General features: G+C 73.8%; 20 protein-coding genes. 8 read left to right on the forward strand and 12 right to left on the reverse strand.

Translation table 11 applies throughout. The features are described 5' to 3' along the window. Positions 1-24: 24 nt before the first annotated feature. Positions 25-531 carry a GNAT family N-acetyltransferase gene (locus ACZ6Z8_RS20110; RefSeq protein ID WP_465611391.1) on the reverse strand — a complete coding sequence of 169 codons (507 nt, stop codon included), beginning with the start codon at positions 529-531 and terminating at the stop codon, positions 25-27. Between the two features lie 95 nt (positions 532-626). Here ACZ6Z8_RS20110 and ACZ6Z8_RS20115 point away from each other — a divergent pair, with 95 nt between their 5' ends. Next, complete coding sequence (locus ACZ6Z8_RS20115) at positions 627-1,115, forward strand: LURP-one-related/scramblase family protein (protein WP_465611392.1); 489 nt, start codon at positions 627-629, stop codon at positions 1,113-1,115. 33 nt (positions 1,116-1,148) lie between these two features. On the opposite strand, the gene ACZ6Z8_RS20120 is transcribed toward ACZ6Z8_RS20115, so the two are convergent. Further along, positions 1,149-1,481 carry a winged helix-turn-helix transcriptional regulator gene (locus tag ACZ6Z8_RS20120; protein ID WP_465611393.1) on the reverse strand — a complete coding sequence of 111 codons (333 nt, stop codon included), beginning with the start codon at positions 1,479-1,481 and terminating at the stop codon, positions 1,149-1,151. Between the two features lie 97 nt (positions 1,482-1,578). On the opposite strand from ACZ6Z8_RS20120, the gene ACZ6Z8_RS20125 reads away from it, so the two are divergent. Together ACZ6Z8_RS20125 and ACZ6Z8_RS20130 are read left to right on the forward strand one after the other, a co-directional pair. Further along, complete coding sequence (locus ACZ6Z8_RS20125) at positions 1,579-2,469, forward strand: NAD(P)-dependent oxidoreductase (RefSeq protein ID WP_465611394.1); 891 nt, start codon at positions 1,579-1,581, stop codon at positions 2,467-2,469. Positions 2,470-2,492: 23 nt separating this feature from the next. Further along, positions 2,493-3,068: a GNAT family N-acetyltransferase gene (locus ACZ6Z8_RS20130; RefSeq protein WP_465611395.1), complete on the forward strand. Its 576-nt coding sequence runs from the start codon at positions 2,493-2,495 to the stop codon at positions 3,066-3,068. Between the two features lie 20 nt (positions 3,069-3,088). Here the strand turns inward: ACZ6Z8_RS20130 and ACZ6Z8_RS20135 are convergent, their stop codons facing one another. Next, the gene (locus tag ACZ6Z8_RS20135; RefSeq protein WP_465611396.1) at positions 3,089-4,144 is read right to left on the reverse strand and encodes an aldo/keto reductase; all 1,056 of its coding nucleotides are present in this window, start codon (positions 4,142-4,144) and stop codon (positions 3,089-3,091) included. Between the two features lie 163 nt (positions 4,145-4,307). Here ACZ6Z8_RS20135 and ACZ6Z8_RS20140 point away from each other — a divergent pair, with 163 nt between their 5' ends. The 4 genes from ACZ6Z8_RS20140 (at position 4,308) to cutA (ending at position 7,814) form a co-directional block, all read left to right on the forward strand. Then, on the forward strand, positions 4,308-5,279 hold the full coding sequence (locus ACZ6Z8_RS20140) for a hypothetical protein (protein ID WP_465611397.1): 972 nt from the start codon (positions 4,308-4,310) through the stop codon (positions 5,277-5,279). A gap of 76 nt (positions 5,280-5,355) precedes the next feature. Then, complete coding sequence (locus ACZ6Z8_RS20145) at positions 5,356-6,324, forward strand: NAD(P)/FAD-dependent oxidoreductase (RefSeq protein ID WP_465611398.1); 969 nt, start codon at positions 5,356-5,358, stop codon at positions 6,322-6,324. 171 nt (positions 6,325-6,495) lie between these two features. After that, entirely contained in the window at positions 6,496-7,401 is a 906-nt protein-coding gene (locus ACZ6Z8_RS20150) for a class I SAM-dependent methyltransferase (protein WP_465611399.1), read from the forward strand. An 83-nt stretch (positions 7,402-7,484) separates the two neighbouring features. After that, entirely contained in the window at positions 7,485-7,814 is a 330-nt protein-coding gene (cutA, locus tag ACZ6Z8_RS20155; RefSeq protein ID WP_465611400.1) for a divalent-cation tolerance protein CutA, read from the forward strand. 4 nt (positions 7,815-7,818) lie between these two features. Here the strand turns inward: cutA and ACZ6Z8_RS20160 are convergent, their stop codons facing one another. Together ACZ6Z8_RS20160 and ACZ6Z8_RS20165 are read right to left on the reverse strand one after the other, a co-directional pair. Further along, a complete protein-coding gene (locus tag ACZ6Z8_RS20160; protein ID WP_030290358.1) occupies positions 7,819-8,469 on the reverse strand; it encodes a LuxR C-terminal-related transcriptional regulator in 651 nt (216 codons plus the stop codon). After that, complete coding sequence (locus ACZ6Z8_RS20165) at positions 8,433-9,797, reverse strand: sensor histidine kinase (RefSeq protein WP_465611401.1); 1,365 nt, start codon at positions 9,795-9,797, stop codon at positions 8,433-8,435. Before ACZ6Z8_RS20165 ends, ACZ6Z8_RS20160 begins: the two co-directional genes overlap by 37 nt. A gap of 263 nt (positions 9,798-10,060) precedes the next feature. Here ACZ6Z8_RS20165 and ACZ6Z8_RS20170 point away from each other — a divergent pair, with 263 nt between their 5' ends. Beyond that, a complete protein-coding gene (locus ACZ6Z8_RS20170) occupies positions 10,061-12,145 on the forward strand; it encodes a serine hydrolase domain-containing protein (RefSeq protein WP_465611402.1) in 2,085 nt (694 codons plus the stop codon). Positions 12,146-12,690: 545 nt separating this feature from the next. On the opposite strand, the gene ACZ6Z8_RS20175 is transcribed toward ACZ6Z8_RS20170, so the two are convergent. The 7 genes from ACZ6Z8_RS20175 to ACZ6Z8_RS20205 form a co-directional block, all read right to left on the reverse strand. After that, positions 12,691-12,885, reverse strand: a complete 195-nt coding sequence (locus ACZ6Z8_RS20175; RefSeq protein WP_465611403.1) for a hypothetical protein — start codon at positions 12,883-12,885, stop codon at positions 12,691-12,693. 81 nt (positions 12,886-12,966) lie between these two features. Next, positions 12,967-14,076 (reverse strand): class I SAM-dependent methyltransferase, encoded by a 1,110-nt coding sequence (locus tag ACZ6Z8_RS20180; RefSeq protein ID WP_465611404.1) that lies wholly within the window; start codon positions 14,074-14,076, stop codon positions 12,967-12,969. 46 nt (positions 14,077-14,122) lie between these two features. Continuing rightward, complete coding sequence (gene fabG / locus ACZ6Z8_RS20185; protein ID WP_465611405.1) at positions 14,123-14,863, reverse strand: 3-oxoacyl-ACP reductase FabG; 741 nt, start codon at positions 14,861-14,863, stop codon at positions 14,123-14,125. Further along, positions 14,860-15,888, reverse strand: a complete 1,029-nt coding sequence (locus ACZ6Z8_RS20190) for a beta-ketoacyl synthase N-terminal-like domain-containing protein (protein WP_465611406.1) — start codon at positions 15,886-15,888, stop codon at positions 14,860-14,862. The genes fabG and ACZ6Z8_RS20190 overlap by 4 nt, the downstream gene beginning before the upstream one ends. Before the next feature lie 141 nt (positions 15,889-16,029). Next, entirely contained in the window at positions 16,030-17,262 is a 1,233-nt protein-coding gene (locus tag ACZ6Z8_RS20195; protein ID WP_465611407.1) for a beta-ketoacyl-[acyl-carrier-protein] synthase family protein, read from the reverse strand. After that, entirely contained in the window at positions 17,259-17,507 is a 249-nt protein-coding gene (locus ACZ6Z8_RS20200) for an acyl carrier protein (RefSeq protein ID WP_396238202.1), read from the reverse strand. Before ACZ6Z8_RS20200 ends, ACZ6Z8_RS20195 begins: the two co-directional genes overlap by 4 nt. 34 nt (positions 17,508-17,541) lie before the next feature. Continuing rightward, a complete protein-coding gene (locus ACZ6Z8_RS20205) occupies positions 17,542-17,748 on the reverse strand; it encodes an MbtH family protein (RefSeq protein WP_402829566.1) in 207 nt (68 codons plus the stop codon). Positions 17,749-17,839: the final 91 nt, after the last annotated feature.

Consider the following 17,839-nt stretch of genomic DNA (forward strand, 5'->3'; position numbering starts at 1 on the left):
TCCGGGGGCTTCGGGCCTCGGATGCTACGGGTGCGGAAGATCGGTCTGCCAGCGGATTTCGCCGTCCTGGGTGTGCGGGGTCGGGTGGAGGCCGAGGGCGCGGGCGATGCGGGCGGAGGCCTCGTGGTTGGGGTAAATGTGGGCGAGGGCGGTGGTGACGCCGGTGGCGGCGAGGTGGTCGAGCAGGGCGCGGGCGGCCTCGGTGGCCAGGCCGCGGCGCTGCCAGGGGGTGCCGACCACCCAGGCGAGTTCGGCTTCGGCGGCCTCCGGGCGGACGGTGGCCTGGACGTAGCCGGTCAGGGCGCCGTCGGCGCGCAGTCGCAGGGCCCAGTTCCCCCAGACCTGGGCCGGGTCCGGGGAGCCGGCGGCGAGCCGGGCGCAGCGGGCGCGCATCTCCTCCGGGGTGGCCGGGCGGCCGCCGGTGAAGGCGTGCAGGGCGGGGTCGGCGAGGGCGGCGGCGAGTTCGTCGGCGTGGTCGGGGGTGAGGGGCAGGAGGTCGAGGCGCTCGGTGCGCAGCGGGGTGATCAGCATGGCGACATTGAAGCGTCGCGGCGTGGCGGTGCGGTGCGGCGGGTGCGGGTACGGGTCGAATGGGTGGTTCGGGTCCGACGACGGAGGAGGCTGTGGTGCGGTACCTGGTCAGGGAGAAGCTGTTCGCGGTCGGCGACGACTACTGGATCGAGGACGACCGGGGGCACAAGGCCTACCTGGTGGACGGCAAGGTGCTGCGGCTGCGGCACACCTTCGAGTTGAAGGACGCGCACGGGCGGGTGGTCGCGGTGGTGAAGGAGAAGATGCTCGCCGTCCGCGACGCGATGAGGATCGAGGACGCCGACGGCGAGGCGGTCGCGACCGTCCGGGAGAAGCTCTTCACCCCGTTCCGGGACAAGTACCTGGTGGAGTTGGCCTCCGGCGGCGAGCTGCGGATCCGCGGCGACCTGATCGACAAGGACTACCGGATCGAGAACCAGCACGGTGACCAGCTCGCCCGGATCTCCCGCAAGTGGTTCCGGGTCCGGGACACCTACGGGGTGGAGGTCGCGGACGGGGCGGACACCGGGCTGCTGCTCGCGGTCGCGGCCTGCGTCGACCACCTGGCGGCGGAGGAGCACTGAGGGGGAGGGGCGGAGGGGGAGGAGCGCTGAGGGTCAGCGGTTCAGGACGTGGTCCCGGCCCCAGACGCCCAGCGGTGCCAGTGCCGTGTTCAGGTGCCGTCCCGCCTCGGTCAGCGCGTACTCGACCCGGGGCGGCACCTCCTGGTAGGCCTCCCGGTGCACGATGCCGTCGGCCTCCAGCTCACGCAGATGGGCGGCCAGCACCTTCTCGGTGATGCCCGGCACCAGGCGGCGCAGCTCGCCGAAGCGGCACTGCGGGCGCTGGCCGAGGGCCCACAGGATCAGCACCTTCCACTTGCCGCCGATCACGTCCATCGCGGCGTCGATCCCGCAGACGTACGCCCCCGGCCTCGGCACGGTCGCCATGGCCCACCCCTTCCGACCTCGTTGCTCACCTCAGGGTAACCACCCACTCCGAAGTGCGTACTTGATCACGGACGGGGCCGCGCCGAGGCTGATCGGCATGGAAACGAACACTGTTGAGAACGTCGGCAAGACCCCCGTCACCCTGCTCGGCCTCGGTGCGATGGGCACCGCGCTGGCCCGCGCCTGGCTCGCCGCCGGGCACCCGCTGACCGTCTGGAACCGCTCCGCCGCCCGCGCCGAGGCGCTCGCCGCCGAGGGCGCCGCGGTGGCGGCCACCGCCGCGGAGGCCGTCGCGGCCGCCCGGCTGGTGGTGGTCTGCCTGCTGGACGACGCCTCGGTCGAGGAGGCGCTGGCCGGGGCCGACCTGGCCGGGCGGGACCTGGTCAACCTGGTCACCAGCACCCCCGGCCAGGCCCGCGCCCGCGCCGACTGGGCCGAGGCCCGCGGTGCCCGCTACCTGGACGGCGGGATCATGGCCGTCCCGCCGATGATCGGCGTCCCGGCGGCCGGGGCGTACGTGTTCTACAGCGGCTCGGCGGAGTTGTTGGAGGAGCACCGGGAGACGCTGGCCGCGCCGGCCGCCGTCCGGTACGTGGGCGCGGACGCCGGGTACGCGGCGCTGCACGACGTGGCGCTGCTGAGCGCGATGTACGGGACGTTCGCCGGGATCTCGCACGCCTTCGCGCTGGTGCGGGACGAGGACGTGAAGCCGGGCGATCTGGCGCCGCTGCTGGGGAGTTGGCTCACCGCGATGGTCGGGTCGGTGGAGCGGACGGCGGAGCAGCTGGAGAGCGGCGACTACACCACGGGCGTGGTCTCCAACCTGGCGATGCAGGTGGCGGGCAAGCAGACGCTGCTGCGCACCGCCGAGGAGCAGCGGGTGAGCGCCGAACTGCTGTCCCCGTTCTTCCGGTTGATGGAGCACCGGCTGGCGCTCGGCAGCGGTGCCGAGGACCTGGCCGGGGTGGTCGACCTGCTGCGGCGGTGAGGGCCGGCCGGTAACGTACCGGCATGGCTGACCTTGAAGAACGCGCCAATGTCGTCGCGTCCGGCTCACGGCTGACCGGGGCGGAGGTGGGCGTGCGCCGGCGCACGGCCGCCGACCTCGCCGGCTGCGTCCGGGCCCTGGCCGACGTCCACGCCGCCGACGGCTACCCCGTCGAGTGGCCCGAGCGGCCCGCCGCCTGGCTCTCCCCGGACGGCCTGCTGGCGGCCTGGATCGCCGAGGTGGACGGCCGGGTCGCCGGTCACATCGGCCTGGTCCGCAGCACCCCGGGGGACCTGGCCCCCGGACTGTGGAGCCAGCGGACCGGCGGACGCCCGGAACTCACCGCCGTGATCGGCCGGTTGTTCGTCGCCCCGACGGCGCGCGGACGGGCTGTCGGCGCACTGCTGCTGGCGCGCGCCGTGGCGCACGCGCGGGTGCTCGGACTGCACCCCGTGCTCGATGTCCTCGCCACCGACACCGCCGCCCTGGCCCTCTACCGCCGCCTCGGCTGGACCCCGCTCGGCGGTGGCGAGCAGCGCTGGGCCTCCGGCCGTACGGTCGTGGTCCACTGCTTCGCCGCGCCGAGGGGGGACGGGTAGGGCCTGCCTGTCCGGCGCGGTCAGCCCGCCGAGCGGTCGGCGGTGGGGCGGCGGCGGAGGGCGGGGGTGGTGAGGGACGGGGGCTGCCAGGCGCCGTCGGCCCGGTAGAGGTCGGTGCCGGGCGGGACGATGGCGTCGATCCGGTCCAGGGTGTCGTCGTCCAGGACCAGGTCGGCGGCCTTGAGGGCGGATTCGAGCTGCTCCATGGTGCGCGGGCCGATGATCACCGAGGTGACGGCGGGGTGGGCCAGCGGGAAGGCGGTGGCCAGCTCGGGCAGGGTGCGGCCGAGCTCCTCGGCGAGCTCGGTGAAGGCCTCGACGGCGTCCAGCTTGGCGGCCGTGGTGGGCAGCGCCGGGTCGAAGCGGCCCGGGCTGAGGGCGGCCCGGCCGGCGGTCAGGTCGATCGGGCGGCCCTTGCGGTAGCGGCCGGTGAGGAAGCCGCCGGCCAGCGGGCCCCAGGTCAGCGCGCCCATGCCGAGCCGCTGGACGACCGGCAGCACGTCGCGCTCGATGCCGCGGGCGAGCAGCGAGTACGGGGGCTGCTCGGTGCGGAAGCGCGGCAGGGCGCGGCGCTCGGCGACGTGGTGGGCGTCCACGATCTGCTCGGCGGGGAAGGTCGAGCAGCCGAAGGCGAGGATCTTGCCGGCCCGGACCAGGTCGCCCAGGACGGCGAGGGTCTCCTCGATGTCCGTGGTGTGGTCCGGCCGGTGGATCTGGTAGAGGTCGATCCGGTCGGTGCGCAGCCGGCGCAGGCTCTCCTCCACCTCGCGGACGATCCAGCGCCGCGAGTTGCCGCCGCGGGCGCGGCCCTCGCCCATCGGGAAGTGCGCCTTGGTGGCGAGCACGATCTCGTCCCGGTCGCCGCGGGCGGCCAGCGTCTTGCCGACGATCTCCTCGGACTCGCCGGCCGAGTAGATGTCGGCGGTGTCGACGAAGTTGATGCCCCGGTCGAGCGCGGTGTTGATGATCCGGGCGCAGTCGTCGTGGTCGGGGTTGCCGATGGCGCCGAACATCATCGTGCCGAGGCAGTAGGCGCTCACCTCGATGCCGGTGCCGCCCAGGACGCGGTAACGCATGGTGGTACTCCCCAAGTTGGTGGGTCGGTGCTGCGGTGGTGGCTCAGAGGTTAGGAGTTGGAGTGCGCTCCAGGGCAAGGGCGGCGCGGATCCCCCCGCCGGGGGAGCCGGATCAGCACGCGGGCGGAGGCCGGTGCGGGGCGGCGCGGGCGAGCCTGGGGCCATGCGGAAGCGTGAGTGGGTGCGGGACGGCCGGGCGGCGGCCGGCTGGGGCGTGGGCTACGCCGGGTTCGGGCTGGGATGTGCGCTGAGCGGGACCGCGCTGTGGAGCGCCGACTGGCTGGGGTGGGTGGTCGCCGGGGTGGGGCTGGCGGCGGCCGGGGCCGGGTGGGCCGCGGCGCGGGGGCGGCCGGGGCGGTGGCTGACGTGGGTGCTCCGGCTGCTGTGCGCCCTGGCCGTGGTGGCGTCCTGGAGCCTGCTGATGGACGTGGTGACGCTGCTGTTCGGGCAGGCCGTGGACAGCGTCCCGGACGCGGTGCACAAGGCGCTGGCGGCGGCCGGGGCGCTGCTGCTGGCCGGGACGGCCCGGGCCCGGCGGCCGCTCGCGGAGCGGACGGCGGCGGCCACCGGCCGCCCGACGCCCTCGGCGGCCCCGGCGGCCGTCCAGCTCGCCGCCTGGGCCGGGAGCCTGGCCTTCCTGCCGTACGTGGCGATGAAGCTGATCTGGGCGTTCGGCGGCAGCTTCGCCGGGATCAGCGGGGACGAGATGTACGCGAGCTACGTGCACAACGGCTCCTCCGGGCTGTGGCTCGCGCTGGAGCGCCGGGGGCTGGACGGCACCGTGCTGCTGGCGGCGATCGGGGTGTTCCTGCTGTGGGGGCTGGTGCGGCCGTGGGGGCAGGTGTTCCCGCGCTGGACCCCGCCACTGCGCGGCCGGGCCGTCCCGCGCTGGCTGCCGCTCGTTCCGGCGCTGATCGGCGCGGCCACGCTGGCGCCGTACGGGCTGGTCGGGATCGGGTACCTGGCGCTGTGTTCGGCCGGGGTGTTCGGGGTCCGGCAGGGCGAATGGGCCACGCCCGAGCAGACCCTGCAGGTGGCCTGGGTCGGGGCCTGCGCCTTCGCCGGGTACGGGGTGGCGCTGGCGGTGGCCACCCGCTCGTACTGGCGGCGTACCGGGGGCGACCGTGCCTCCTGAGTTCTTTGCTGAGGCGGCAACAAAGCTTGCCGATACCGGATGGTCGGTCGCAGCCTGGCGGTGGAGGTGAGCGACGATGAGCGGAACGAACACGGCGGAGCGCCACGACGCGGTGGTGATCGGCGCGGGCGCGGCGGGACTGAACGCCGCCCTGGTGCTGGGCCGGGCCCGGCGGCGGGTCGCGGTGGTGGACGCGGGTGAGCCGCGCAACGCCCCCGCCGCCCGCATGCAGGGCTTCCTGAGCCGGGACGGCATGCCACCGGCCGCGCTGCTGGCGGTCGGCCGGGAGGAGGTCGCCCGGTACGGGGCGGAGCTGATCGACGGACGGGTCGAGCACGTCGGGAGCACCGGGCCCACCGAGCTCGGTTTCGTGGTCCACCTGGCCGGCGGACCGGTGCTGCACGCGCGCCGGCTGGTCGTCGCCACCGGACTGCGGGACGGCCTGCCGGAACTGCCCGGCCTCGCCGAACGCTGGGGCCGGGACGTGCTGCACTGCCCTTACTGCCACGGCTGGGAGGTCCGCGACCGCCCGCTCGGGGTGCTCGGCACCGGCCCCGGGTCGGTCGACCAGGCGCTGCTGCTGCGCCAGTGGTCGGCGGACGTGGTGCTGCTCGCCCACACTCTGGAGCTGACCGCGGCCGACCGCGAGCGGCTCGCGGCACGCGGCGTCCGGGTCGCCGAGGGCCGGATTGTCCGGCTGGTGGTCGAGGACGGGCGGCTGCGCGGCGTCGAGCTCGACACCGGGCAGCTGGTTGCCCGTGAGGCGGTGTTCGTCCTCCCGCGGCCGGTGCCCCGGGACGCCCTGCTCCTCGGCCTGGGCTGCGCACGGGACGACAACGGCTGGGTCACCACCGACCGGGCCGGCCGCACCAGCGTGCCCGGCGTCTGGGCGGTCGGCAACGTCGCCGACCCGCGCGCCCAGGTGGTGGTCGCCGCCGGGATGGGCGCGGCAGCCGCCCTCGCCCTCAACCACGACCTGGTGGACGAGGAGATCGGACGGGCGGTCGCGCTGCGCCGCGCGTCCGGCCCGGCCGTGGCCGCGTGAGCGGCGAAGCCACCGCCGTACCGGGCCCACCGCCATGATGAGCGGCCCACCGCCGTGATGAGCGGCTCACCGCCATGATGAGCGGCCCACCGCCGTGATGAGCGGCTCACCGCCGTACCGGGCCCACCACCGAACCCACCAGCGAATCCGTCACCACGGAGAGGGGACACCATGTCCGCACACCAGCACCAGCACCAGCACGGCCACCAGCACCACGGGCACGCCCACGGCCACGGCCACGTACCCGCCGCCGACCTCGACTGGGACGCCCTCGCGGCGCACCTGGAGCTGGAGGCCGACCTGCGCGCCGGGGCCGTCACCGAAGCCGGGCGCTGGCTGTCCGGCCTCGCCGGGGACGGCGCGGTGCGCCGGGTGCTCGACGTCGGCGCCGGGCCCGGGGTGATCGCCGGGCTGCTCGCCGAGGTCTTCCCGGCGGCCGAGGTGGTCGCCGTCGACCAGTCGGCCGCCCTGCTGGAACGCGCCCGGACCCGCTCCGGCGGCCGACTCGGCACCCAGCAGGCCGACCTGCCCGCCGAGTTCGACAAGCTCGCCGAGGCCGACCTGATCTGGTCCGGCAACGCGATCCACCACCTCGGCGACCAGCAGGCCGCGCTCACCGCGCTGGCCGGACGGCTGCGGCCCGGCGGGCTGCTCGCCGTCGCCGAGAGCGGCCTGCCGGCGCGCTACCTGCCCCGCGACTTCGGTCTGGGCCGGCCCGGCTTCCAGGCCCGGCTGGACGCGGTGCACGAGGACGGCTTCGCCGCGATGCGCGCCGAACTGCCCGGCACCACCGAGGAGATCGAGGACTGGCCGGCCATGCTGCGGCGGGCCGGGCTCGTCCCCAGCGGCACCCGCACCTTCCTGGTCGACCACCCGGCGCCGCTGGCCCGGCCGGTGCGCGAGTACCTGCGCGCCCAGCTCGTCCGGCGCCACGACCAGCTCGCCGAGGTGCTCGACCCGGAGGACCGGGCGACCCTGGAGGCGCTGATCGAGGAGGACGCCCCGACCGGCGTTCTGCACCGCCCGGACGCCTTCTACCTCTCGGCGATGACCGTCCACACCGCCCGCAGGGCCTGAGAACCGCCTCCGCCCGCCGCTTCCGGGGCCGCGACGGGCGGAGGCTTCCGGGCTCCACGGCCCGGGGGTCCTAGAGTCGGCGCATGACAGCGAACGAGCAGGGCTTCGTCGTGGTGACCACCACCCACGAGAGCGAGGAGCGGGCCCGGGACCTGGCGGCCGCCGCGGTGCGGGAGCGGCTGGCGGCCTGTGCGCAGGTCTACCCCGTCCGCTCGGTGTATTGGTGGGAGGGCGAGGTGCAGGACGCCGAGGAGTGGCGGATCGACCTCAAGACCCGGGCCGAACTCGCCGACCGGCTGGCCGGGTTCGTCGCCGGCCGGCACCCGTACGAGACGCCCGAGGTGATCGCCGTGCCGGTGGTGTCCGGCAGCCCCGGCTACCTGCGCTGGGTGGCCGGGGAGACCGCGTCGTAGCCGGTCAGGGCGCGACCTGGAGGAAGGCCAGCACCGCCAGCACCCGGCGGTGGTCCTCCTCGGAGGGGGGAAGGTCGAGCTTGAGGAAGATGTTGGCGGTGTGCTTCTTCACCGCGCGCTCGGTGATCACCATCCGCTCGGCGATCGCCCCGTTCGAGCGCCCCTCCGCCATCAGCTCCAGCACCTCGCGCTCACGCGGCGTCAGGCGCTCCAGCGGCTTGGTGCGTTCGGTGTTGCTGACCAGCATCGCGATCACCTGGGGGTCGAGCGCGGTGCCGCCCGCGGCCACCCGGTGGACCGTGGCCACGAACTCGTCGGGGTCGAAGACCCGGTCCTTCAGCAGGTAGCCGATCGCCCCGCTGCCGTCGGCCAGCAACTCCTTGGCGTAGAGCTGCTCCACGTACTGGGAAAGCACCAGCACCGGCAGACCGGGGATCTGCCGGCGTGCTTCCAGAGCCGCCTGCAGGCCCTCGTCGGTGAACGTCGGCGGCAGTCGTACGTCGACGACTGCCACGTCCGGACGTTCGGTGAGGAGGGCCTGGAGGAGGTCCGGTCCGGTGTCCACCGCGGCCACGACCTCGAAGTCGTAGGCCTGCAGCATCCGGATCAGACCGTCCCTCAGGAGGAAGAGGTCCTCCGCGAGTACAACTCGCACGGCAGCTCCATCGTCAGGGTCGTGGGGCCGCCGAGCGGGCTGCGGACGGCCAGGACTCCGTCGAAGGTAGCAAGTCGGCGCTCCAGTCCGCGCAGGCCGGTGCCTCGGGAGGGGTCGGCGCCGCCGGTGCCGTCGTCCGTGATCTGGGCCTTCAGGGTGCCGTTCTCGTACCACAGTTGCACGTCGACGTGGCTGGCGCCGGAGTGCTTGGCGGCGTTGGTGAGGGCCTCGGAGACGGCGAAGTAGAGGGCGGACTCGACCGGGGCCTCGGGGCGGCCGGGCAGGTCGGCGGAGACGGTCACGTTCAGCGGGCTGTCCATGCACAGGGCCCGGACGGCGTCGGCGAGACCGCGGTCGGCCAGCACCGGCGGGTGGATGCCGCGGACCAGGTCGCGCAGCTCGCTGAGGGCGGAGGCGGAGGCCTGACGGGTCTCGGCGAGCAGCTGCTTGGCGGCCTCCGGGTCCCGCTCGACCAGGCGCTCGGCCACACCCAGGTTCATGCCCATGGCCACCAGCCGGGCCTGCGCCCCGTCGTGCAGGTCCCGCTCGATGCGGCGCAGTTCGGCGGCCTGGGTGGTCAGCGCGTCACGCCGGGTCTCGGTGAGGTGGGCGACCTTGCGCTCGGCGGCCAGCGCCTCGGCACGGGCGGTCGGGCCGAGCAGCGACTTGGCGAGCGCGGTGTGGGCCCGCATGACGCCGGGGGCGACGGCCAGGCCGGCCAGCATCACCGGGACGCCGAACAGGGCGGCGGTACCGGCCGCACCCGAGCTGGTGACGTGGATCCACAGGTACCAGGTGTTGCCGCCGTTGTCGGCGATCGACTGCCAGACCTGGGGCAGCACCAGGCCGAGGACGCCGTAGGCGACCACCGCGAGCGGGAGGATCGCCAGCGTGAAGCCGACCACCGGATCGACCAGCAGCCAGAGCAGGTCGCGCCAGGTGGCCTGGTCGGACAGCATCGCCTGGCAGCGCTTCCAGGCCCCCTTGAAGCCCGCCTCGGCGTCCGGCAGCGGCTGGTAGGGGTCGCGGATCTCCACGCCGGTCCAGTCGGCGGCGAGCCGGCGTCGCAGGCCGGCCAGGCCGCGGATGGCCACGATCGTGGGCGGTACCAGCAGCGCGCCGACACCGAGGCCCAGCAGGGAGGCGGCGACCGTGGCCGCGGTGAGCAGCAGCACCTGCGGCACCGCGAGGGCCGCCAGGACCGGGCCGCGCAGGCAGGACCGGATGGCGTTGCCCAGCGCCCGGAGCGGGTTCCGCCCGGAGCGGCCGGTCGTGGTGTCGGTGTTCTGCACGTTGTTCACAACTCCTGTGGTGATGCTGCTGGTCATGACCGCTCGGCCCCTTCCGTGACGGCCTCGCGGCCGGTATCCCTACCCGTTGCTTGCTGACGACATCCAGACTGCCGTCCGCCGCGATTCCGATCACTGGGCCCTGGACCCCTCTTGGTGGTACCTGGGTACACCCCCCGATCGACGACCAGAGGCCATGTCCCGGGGAAGGGCATCCCTCCTAGTGTTGTCGGTGTCGGGAGGCGACCCGCCAGAGCGCGCCGGAGCTTCCACAATCAACTTGTCTGGAACGGGAGTTCACCATGAGCGAGCGACGTGCAGAGGCGAACCGGCCGCTGGTCAAGCGGGGTTGGGTCCGTCTGGTCATGGTGCTGGCTGCCATCGGTCTGTTCCTGTACGGGCTCACGCCGGACCGTGCCCACGCGGCCACCACGACGGCGGGCAGCGGGAGTTCGGCGGCGGCGGGCGGCTCGACGGCACCACCCGACTCCGGGTCGGTGAAGCGGCTGTTCGACGAGATCGTGCCGAAACTGCTCGCCGAGCACAAGATCCCCGGCGCGGCGGTGAGCGTGGTGGCCGGCGGGAAGCAGGTCTTCGCCGGCGGGTACGGGGTCTCCGACGTGCCCAACCGCAAGCCCGTCGACCCGGCCCGGACGGCCTTCTTCATGGGCTCCGACGCCAAGGTGTTCACCGCCGTCGCCGTCCTCCAGCAGGTCCGGGCCGGCAGGTTGGACCTGCACGCGGACGTCAACACCTACCTGACCGCCTTCAAGATCCGGGACAGCTACCCGGGGCACCCGGTCACCGTGGAGAACCTGCTGACCCACACCGGTGGCTTCGACGACACCTTCATGGGGCTGGCGGAGGCCGAGCCCCGGAACAACGGCGGCCTCGGGGCCGCGCTGGCCGCCCACCAGCCGGACCGGGTCCGGGCCCCCGGGGTGATCGCCGCGTACGACAACTACGGTGTCGCGCTCGCCGGTTACCTGGTCGAGGTGGTCTCCGGCCAGCCGTTCGACCAGTACGTCGCCCAGCACGTGCTGCAGCCGCTCGGCATGGACCACACCACCTTCACCCAGCCCCACCCCGCCCCCATCGACGCCGACCTCGCCCACGGGTACCGCCCCGACGGGAACGGGCAGACCGAGACCAAGGGGCTGTACGGGCCGCTGACCCCGACCGGGGCGGCCGCCGTCACCACGGCGAGTGACATGGGACGGCTGATGCTCGCCCAGCTGCACGGCGGGACCCACGACGGCGGGTCGGTCCTGGACCGGGAGGGCGACGCCCTGCTGCTCGCCCGGCACTTCGGGCCGGACCAGCGGATGCCCGGGATGGCGTACCTGCTCGAACAGCGCAACCGGAACGGGCAGCAGCTGCTGGTCAAGGACGGGGACGTGCCCGGGTTCCACAGCAACCTGGCGCTGCTGCCGGCGCGGGGGGTCGGGCTGTACGTGACCGTGAACGGGGACGGGGAGGGGGCCACCGGGGGGTGGATGACGCAGCAGGTGCTGAACGACTTCGTGGATCGGTTCTACCCGGGTGCGGGTGCGGGTGCGGCGGCTGGGACTGGTGCTGGTGCTGGTGCGGGGGCTGGTGCGGGGGTGGTCGGTGGGGACCTTTCGAAGTTCACCGGGGACTTCCGGTCGACGCGGGTGAGCCAGTCGAACCTGACCAAGGCGGCGGCGCTGATGGGGTCGGTGCACATCGCCGCGCGTGACGGGCGGCTGGTCGTGAGCGGGCCGGTCACCCGGGATCCTTCGGCGGGGGACACCCAGTGGGAGCAGGTGCAGCCGGGACTCTTCCAGCAGGTGGGCGGGAGCGGTCAGATCGCCTTCGAGCTGAACGGGGACGGGGAGGTCACCTCGATGCTGACGGACAGCGACCCGACCATCGCGTACGAGCCGTTGGCCTGGTACCAGGCTCCGGAGCTGCACCAGCGGGTCGCGCTGGGGAGCCTGGGGGTGCTGGCGCTGACGGTGATCGGATGGGGCGTGGCCGCGGTGGTGCGGGCGGCACGGGGCAAGGGGCGGGCCGGGCAGCCGGTGGCTCGACTGCTGGGGTGGCTGACGGGGGCGGTGCTGGTGGTGGCGACCGCTGGGTTCGCGCTGCTGACCTCGGACTCCAATGCGCTGAACCAGACGCTGTTCCTGGGGGACTCGCCGCTGCTGAAGGTGGTGCCGGCGATGTACCTGGGGGCTGCGGTGCTGACCCTGCTGATGACGATCTGTGCGGTGGTTGCCTGGCGGCGTGGATGGTGGGGGGTGTTCGGGCGGCTGCACTACACGGGGGTGACGGTGGCGGCGCTGGTGTTCCTGGTGCTGGCGGGGGGCTATGACCTGATCGGGACGGGGAACTTGGCGGGGTCGTTGGATCTGATCGGGTGAGCGGGGTTGGGTGGGGCCCGGGGCCGGGGAGGCTCCGGGCCATTTGGTTTTGGGGGCTGTCGGGTGGGGGGTTGGGGGGGTGTTCGGGGGGCTCTCGGGAGGGTGGGTGACGCCGGGGGCGGTTCCGGGGGTGGGCGCTCCGGGGGCTGGGTGATTTTCAGACTGCCGACTCTCATCGTGGGGGGCTTTGGACCGTTGGCAGTCTGAAAATCACCCGTTACGCCCCCTTCCGCACCCACCCCCTCCACCGCCCCCTCCCGCAGCGCGTCCCTCTCGCCTGGGTTGGTGGGAGGGGGAGGGGGGGTGGCGCGCGGGGCGTTGCCCGCGCGCCCAGGGAGGGGGCGAGGGGTGGGTGTGTGGGCGCGCGGGGCGTTGCCCGTGCGCCCAGGGAGGGGGAGGGGGGAGGGGTGTGGTGGCCCGCGGGGCGTTGCCCGCGCGCCCACGGATGGGGGGAGGGGCCTGCGTGCCCACGGACAGGGGCTGCGCGCTACGGATGGGTGCGGGCACGGGTACGGCCCCGGCGCGGGGGCGGCGGGGCCGTGGGGTCAGGCGACGATTTGCCAGGAGGTGGTGGGGGTGGGGGGTTTGAGGGAGACGTCGTGCCAGCGGACTCTGCGGGGGGTGGGTCGGGGTCTGGTGGTGGGTTGGGCTCCTCGGTGGTGGTGGATGAGGAGGAGGGTGAGGGTGGCGATCTCCTCGGGGGTGAGGTCGGTGCGGAAGAGGGGGGTTCGGTGGGGCATTCCGGGCCTCCGGGTGTGGGAACCCCGACGGCCCCGACGCGGGGCGTCGGGGCCGTCGAGGGGGTGGGGTGAGGGGGTGGATCAGGCGTGCTTGACCAGGAGGAGGCGGTGCATGGGGGTGTCGAGCAGGGCGACGCGGCGCAGGCCGGCGTCGGCGAGCCACTGGTCGTAGTCCTGGACGGTGAAGGCGTCGCCGCCGCCGGTGGCGAGCATGGAGGCGGCGAAGAGGCGGAAGAAGCGGTTCTGGGTGTTGCCGTCGGTGCTGTCCTCGTCGACGATGTGGTCGGCGATGGCGATCACGCCGTCCTCGGTGAGGGCCTTGGCGGAGCGGAGGAGGAGCTCGCGGGCGGACTCCGGGGTCTGCAGGTGGAAGATGTTGACGAAGAGGGCGACGTCGACGCCGGTGCCCCAGTCGTCGGCCCAGAAGTCGACGACCTCGGGGTTGAAGCGGTCGGCCACGCCGAGGCGGTGGGCCTGGGCGTTGGCGATCGGGATGATCCGCTCGGCGTCCAGGGCGCGGGCGTTGAGGCCGCTGAACTCCTGGAGGAGGAGCTGGCTGTAGATGCCGGTGCCGCAGCCGACGTCCAGCAGGGTGCGGCCGGTGCCGTCGGTCCAGCCCTGCTCGCGCAGGGCGGTGGCGAGGGTGGAGGCGATCGGCGGGGCCCAGAAGTTGATGCCGCGGACGAGGGAGGTGTAGTCCTCTTCGGAGATCTGGTTGAGCTGCTGGGAGCCCTCGGAGTTGCGGGCGCCGGTGCGGACGTTGGTGGCGAGGTTGCGCCAGGCGTTCCAGGCGACGTTGCGGTCGTGCCGGATCTTGCCGACCAGGCTGTACAGGCCCTCGGGGGCGAATATGTCGTGCATCTCCGGGGGCAGGGTGTAGACGGCCTGGCCGTCCGCCGCGCGGCTGCGCTCGACCACGTCGTAGGCGGCCAGGCCGTCGAGCAGGACGCGGGTGGCGCGCAGGTCGGTGCCGAGCTTGCTGGACAGCTCGCCGGCGGTGGCCGGGCCGCTGATCAGGGCGGTGAAGGCGCCGAGGTCGTGGGCGGCCTCGATGACGCCGGTGGCCCAGATGCCGATGAGGTGCTCGTACATCCGGTGGGCGGCGTTGACGCCGGTGCCGCGGCCGGGGAGCAGCTCGGTGTCGACGAGCGGGGTGTGGTTGTCGAAGGTGCGCACGGCGGGAATGGTCATGGTCGTTTCTCCTAGTCGAGGTTGACGGTGCGTCTGGTGCGTTGGATCACAGGACGATGCCGCCGTCGATCTGCAGGACCGAGCCGGTGAAGTAGGCGGACTGGGGGCCCGCCAGGAAGGCGACCGAGTCGGCCACCTCGTCCGCCGTGCCGAACCGGCCGAGCGGGATGTTCTTGAGGGCCTCGGTGCGCTGGGCGTCGGTGAGCGCCGAGGTCATGTCGGTCTCGATCATGCCGGGGGCCACCGCGTTGACCCGGACGCCGTAGCGGCCGATCTCCTTGGCCAGGGCGCGGGTGAGCGCGATGATGCCGGCCTTGGAGGCCGCGTAGTTGCTCTGGCCGGGGTTCCCGTAGACGCCGGAGACCGAGGAGAGCGTGATGATCGAGCCGCCGCGGCGCTTGACCATCGGGAAGGCCACCGCACGGCAGACGTTGGCGGTGCCGGTGAGGTTGGTGTCGGTGACGGCCTGCCAGTCCTCGTCGGCCATCAGGAGGAGCGGCTTGTCGCGGGTGATCCCGGCGCTGGCGACGGCGACGGTGATCGGACCGAGTTCCTGCTCGGTGCGGGTGACCCAGGCGCGGACGGCGGGGGCGTCGGTGACGTCCACCCGTTCGGCCAGGACGCCCACGCCGAGGGCGTCGAGCTCCTTGGTGAGGAGGTCGGCGGCCTGCTGGTCGGACTGGTAGCAGAAGCTGATCGCGTAGCCCTCGGCGGCCAGCCGCAGGGCGGCCGCCTTGCCGATGCCGCGGGAGCCGCCGCTGATCAGGGCGGTGCCGGGGGCGCTCATCGGTCACCGCCGGTGAGGCGCAGGACGGCGCAGGCGGCCAGGCCCTGGTGGTCCAGCGAGGCGATCACGGCGACCCGGCCGGTGGCCGTGGGGTCGTTCTCGGCCAGGGACAGCACGGTGGTGAGGGAGAAGACGGTCCCGGCGGAGCCGGTGTCGCCGAGCAGGGCGGGGACCCGGTCGACGGCCTCGGCGCCGACCAGCTCGGCGAGCCGGTCGCGGGCCGGCTGGCCGGTGACGGCCGCGGCCCAGACCTCGTCGGGGGCCGCGCCGGCCTGGTCGAGGGCCTCGTGGACGACGTCGGCGAGGGCCTGTGCCGGGTCGTCGTCGACGTCGAGCCGGACGTCCAGGGCGAGCAGTTCGGCCAGTACCCGGCGGCCGGGCGGCAGCGTCCTGGCGGTCTCCATCAGCAGCACGACGCTGCCCTCGCCGAGGGGCTGCGCGGGGTCTCCGGCCAGCCACTCGCGGGTGGTCGACTGCTCCTCCACCGCGCCGACCACGGCGCGTTCGGCGCGGTCGGCCGCCAGCAGGCGGCGGGCGTAGCCGAGGGCGAGCAGGCCGCCCGCGGCGCCGCCGGCCAGGGTGGTGTTGGGGCCCTTGAGGTCGAAGCGGATGGCGGTGGCCGCGGCCGGTCCGTTCATCAGCACGTTCGGCATCAGCTGGGCCGGCACGTCGTAGGGCTTGTCGCCCTCGAAGGAGGCCCGGCTGAACCCGGCGGCGCTGTGGGCGCTGCCGAGGGTGGTGCCGAGGACGAGGGCGGTGCCGCCGCCGGTGGCGATCGGGCTCTGCGCGGCCTCGGCCTCGTCGAGCAGCTCGCGGACGGCGGTGACGGCCAGGCCGGTCGCCCGGTCGAAGGTGCGGGTTCCGGCCTTGCCGAGCACCTTGCGGGTGTCGAAGTCGGGCACCTCGTGGGCCGGCTCCCCCCGGCCGACCCCGGCCGCGAACGCGTCGCGGCCGAGACCGAACGGGGAGACGGCGGACCACGCGGTGATCAGCGGCGCATCACGGTGGATGGTACTGGGACTCATGCGCCCGCCTCGCTGTGCTCGGCGAGGGCATTCGCCCACGCGCGCCTCTTGATGATTCGCTCGCTGCGCTCGCTCATGCGCCCGCCTCGCTGTGCTCCGCGAGGGCGTTCGCCCACGCGCTCCTCTTGATGATTCGCTCGCTCATCGGGCAGGCTCCTCGTCGTGGCGCCCCAGGACGACGGAGGCGTTGTTGCCGCCGAAGGCCAGGCCGTTGTTGACCACCACCCGGAGGTCCGCGGGGACGGAGTGGTTGGGCACGCAGTCGATCTGGCACTGGGGGTCGGTGGTGCGGTGGTTGACCGTGGGCGGGATGAACCCGTGGGCCAGCGCGAGCGCCGAGGCGGCCGCGCCGAGCGCGCTCGCCGCGCCCATCGAGTGGCCGAGCATCGCCTTGAGGGCGACGGTGCGCGGCGGGGTGTCGCCGAAGACCTCGCGGATGGCGCGGGTCTCGGTGATGTCGTTGGTGGGGGTGCCGGTGCCGTGGGCGGAGACCAGGTCCACCTCGTTCGCCTTGACCCCGGCGTCGGCGAGCGCCAGCTCCATGCAGCGGGCGACGCTGGCCTGGTCGGGTGCGGTCGGGTGGTGGGCGTCGCAGTTGAGCCCGTAGCCGAGCAGTTCGGCGTAGATCCGGGCGCCGCGGCGCCGGGCGGACTCCAGGGTCTCCAGGACGAGGACCCCCGCGCCCTCGGCCGTGAGCAGCCCCTCCCGGTCGGCGTCGAACGGACGGCAGAAGTCCGAGGAGACCAGGCCGAGCCGGCTGAACCCGGCGAAGGTGCGGCGGCAGATCGCGTCCGCGCCGCCGACGACGGCGATGTCCGCCTCGCCGCCGCGGACGGCGTCGAAGCCGTCGCCGATCGCGTAGTTGCCGGCCGCGCAGGCGGTCCCGAGGACGGTCGGGACCGCCCGCGGGAGCCGCAGCTCCCGGGCGATGGCCAGGGCCAGCTGGTGCGACGGCAGTCGGCCGGCCATCACCTGGTCCGCCGGGTGGTCCGGTCCCTTGGCCACCGACTCGGCCATCATCTTGTCGAGTTCGGCGGCCTCGCCGTCGGTGGTGCCGACGGTGACCTGGGCGCGCAGCCCGGCGAGCTCCTGCTCGTCGAGGCCGGCGTCCTGGACGGCCATCCGGGCCGCCGCGACGGCGAACTGGGTGGCGCGGCCGAGCTGTTCGACCGGGAGGCGGTGGATCCACTGCTCCGGCTCGAAGCCGTCGACCTCGTGGCCGAAGGTCCGCAGGAAGCCGGTGGTGTCGAAGCTGGTGATCGGCCCGGCGCCGCAGCGGCCCTCGCGCAGGGCCGAGGTGAACTCCTCGACCCCGTTGCCGATGCTCGACAGGACGCCGATGCCGGTCACCACCACGCGCTGGGGCTCGGTCATCGCGCGTTCGCCCGGGACAGGACCTCCAGCACGGCGGACAGGTTGACCATGTTGGCCAGCTCCTCCTGCGGGATGGTGACGTTGAACTCCTTCTCCAGGCGGGCGAGGACCTCGATGGCGTTCAGCGAGTCGGCGCCGTAGTGGTCGATGAAGTGGTCGGTCAGGGTCAGCTCCTCGACTTCGAGGTCGAGGCAGTCGGCGACGATCTCGCGGACCTTGGCCTCGTCGATGGCGACAGCGCTCATGGGGTGCTCCTCAGTGGTGTGGGGTGGGTGGTGCTCAGGCGGTTGCGTCGATCAGGCTCTGCGGCCGCAGGTCGGTCCAGGTGCGCTCGATGTGGTCGAGCGCCTCCTGCCGGGTGCTCGCGCCCTTCACGGTCCGCCAGCCGGCCGGGACCTCGGCGAAGGCGGGCCACAGGCTGTGCTGGTTCTCGTGGTTGGCGAGCACGATGAAGGTGCCCTGCTCGTCGTCGAACGGGTTGCTCATGATTCTGGTCCTTTCGGAATTCCCGGGAATCGTCTTCTCGCCGGGCGCGGCGGCCCCGGGGCGGAATTGTCCGGGGCGGTCGCCGCCTGTT

This window comes from Kitasatospora sp. NPDC101108 (genome assembly GCF_055584725.1).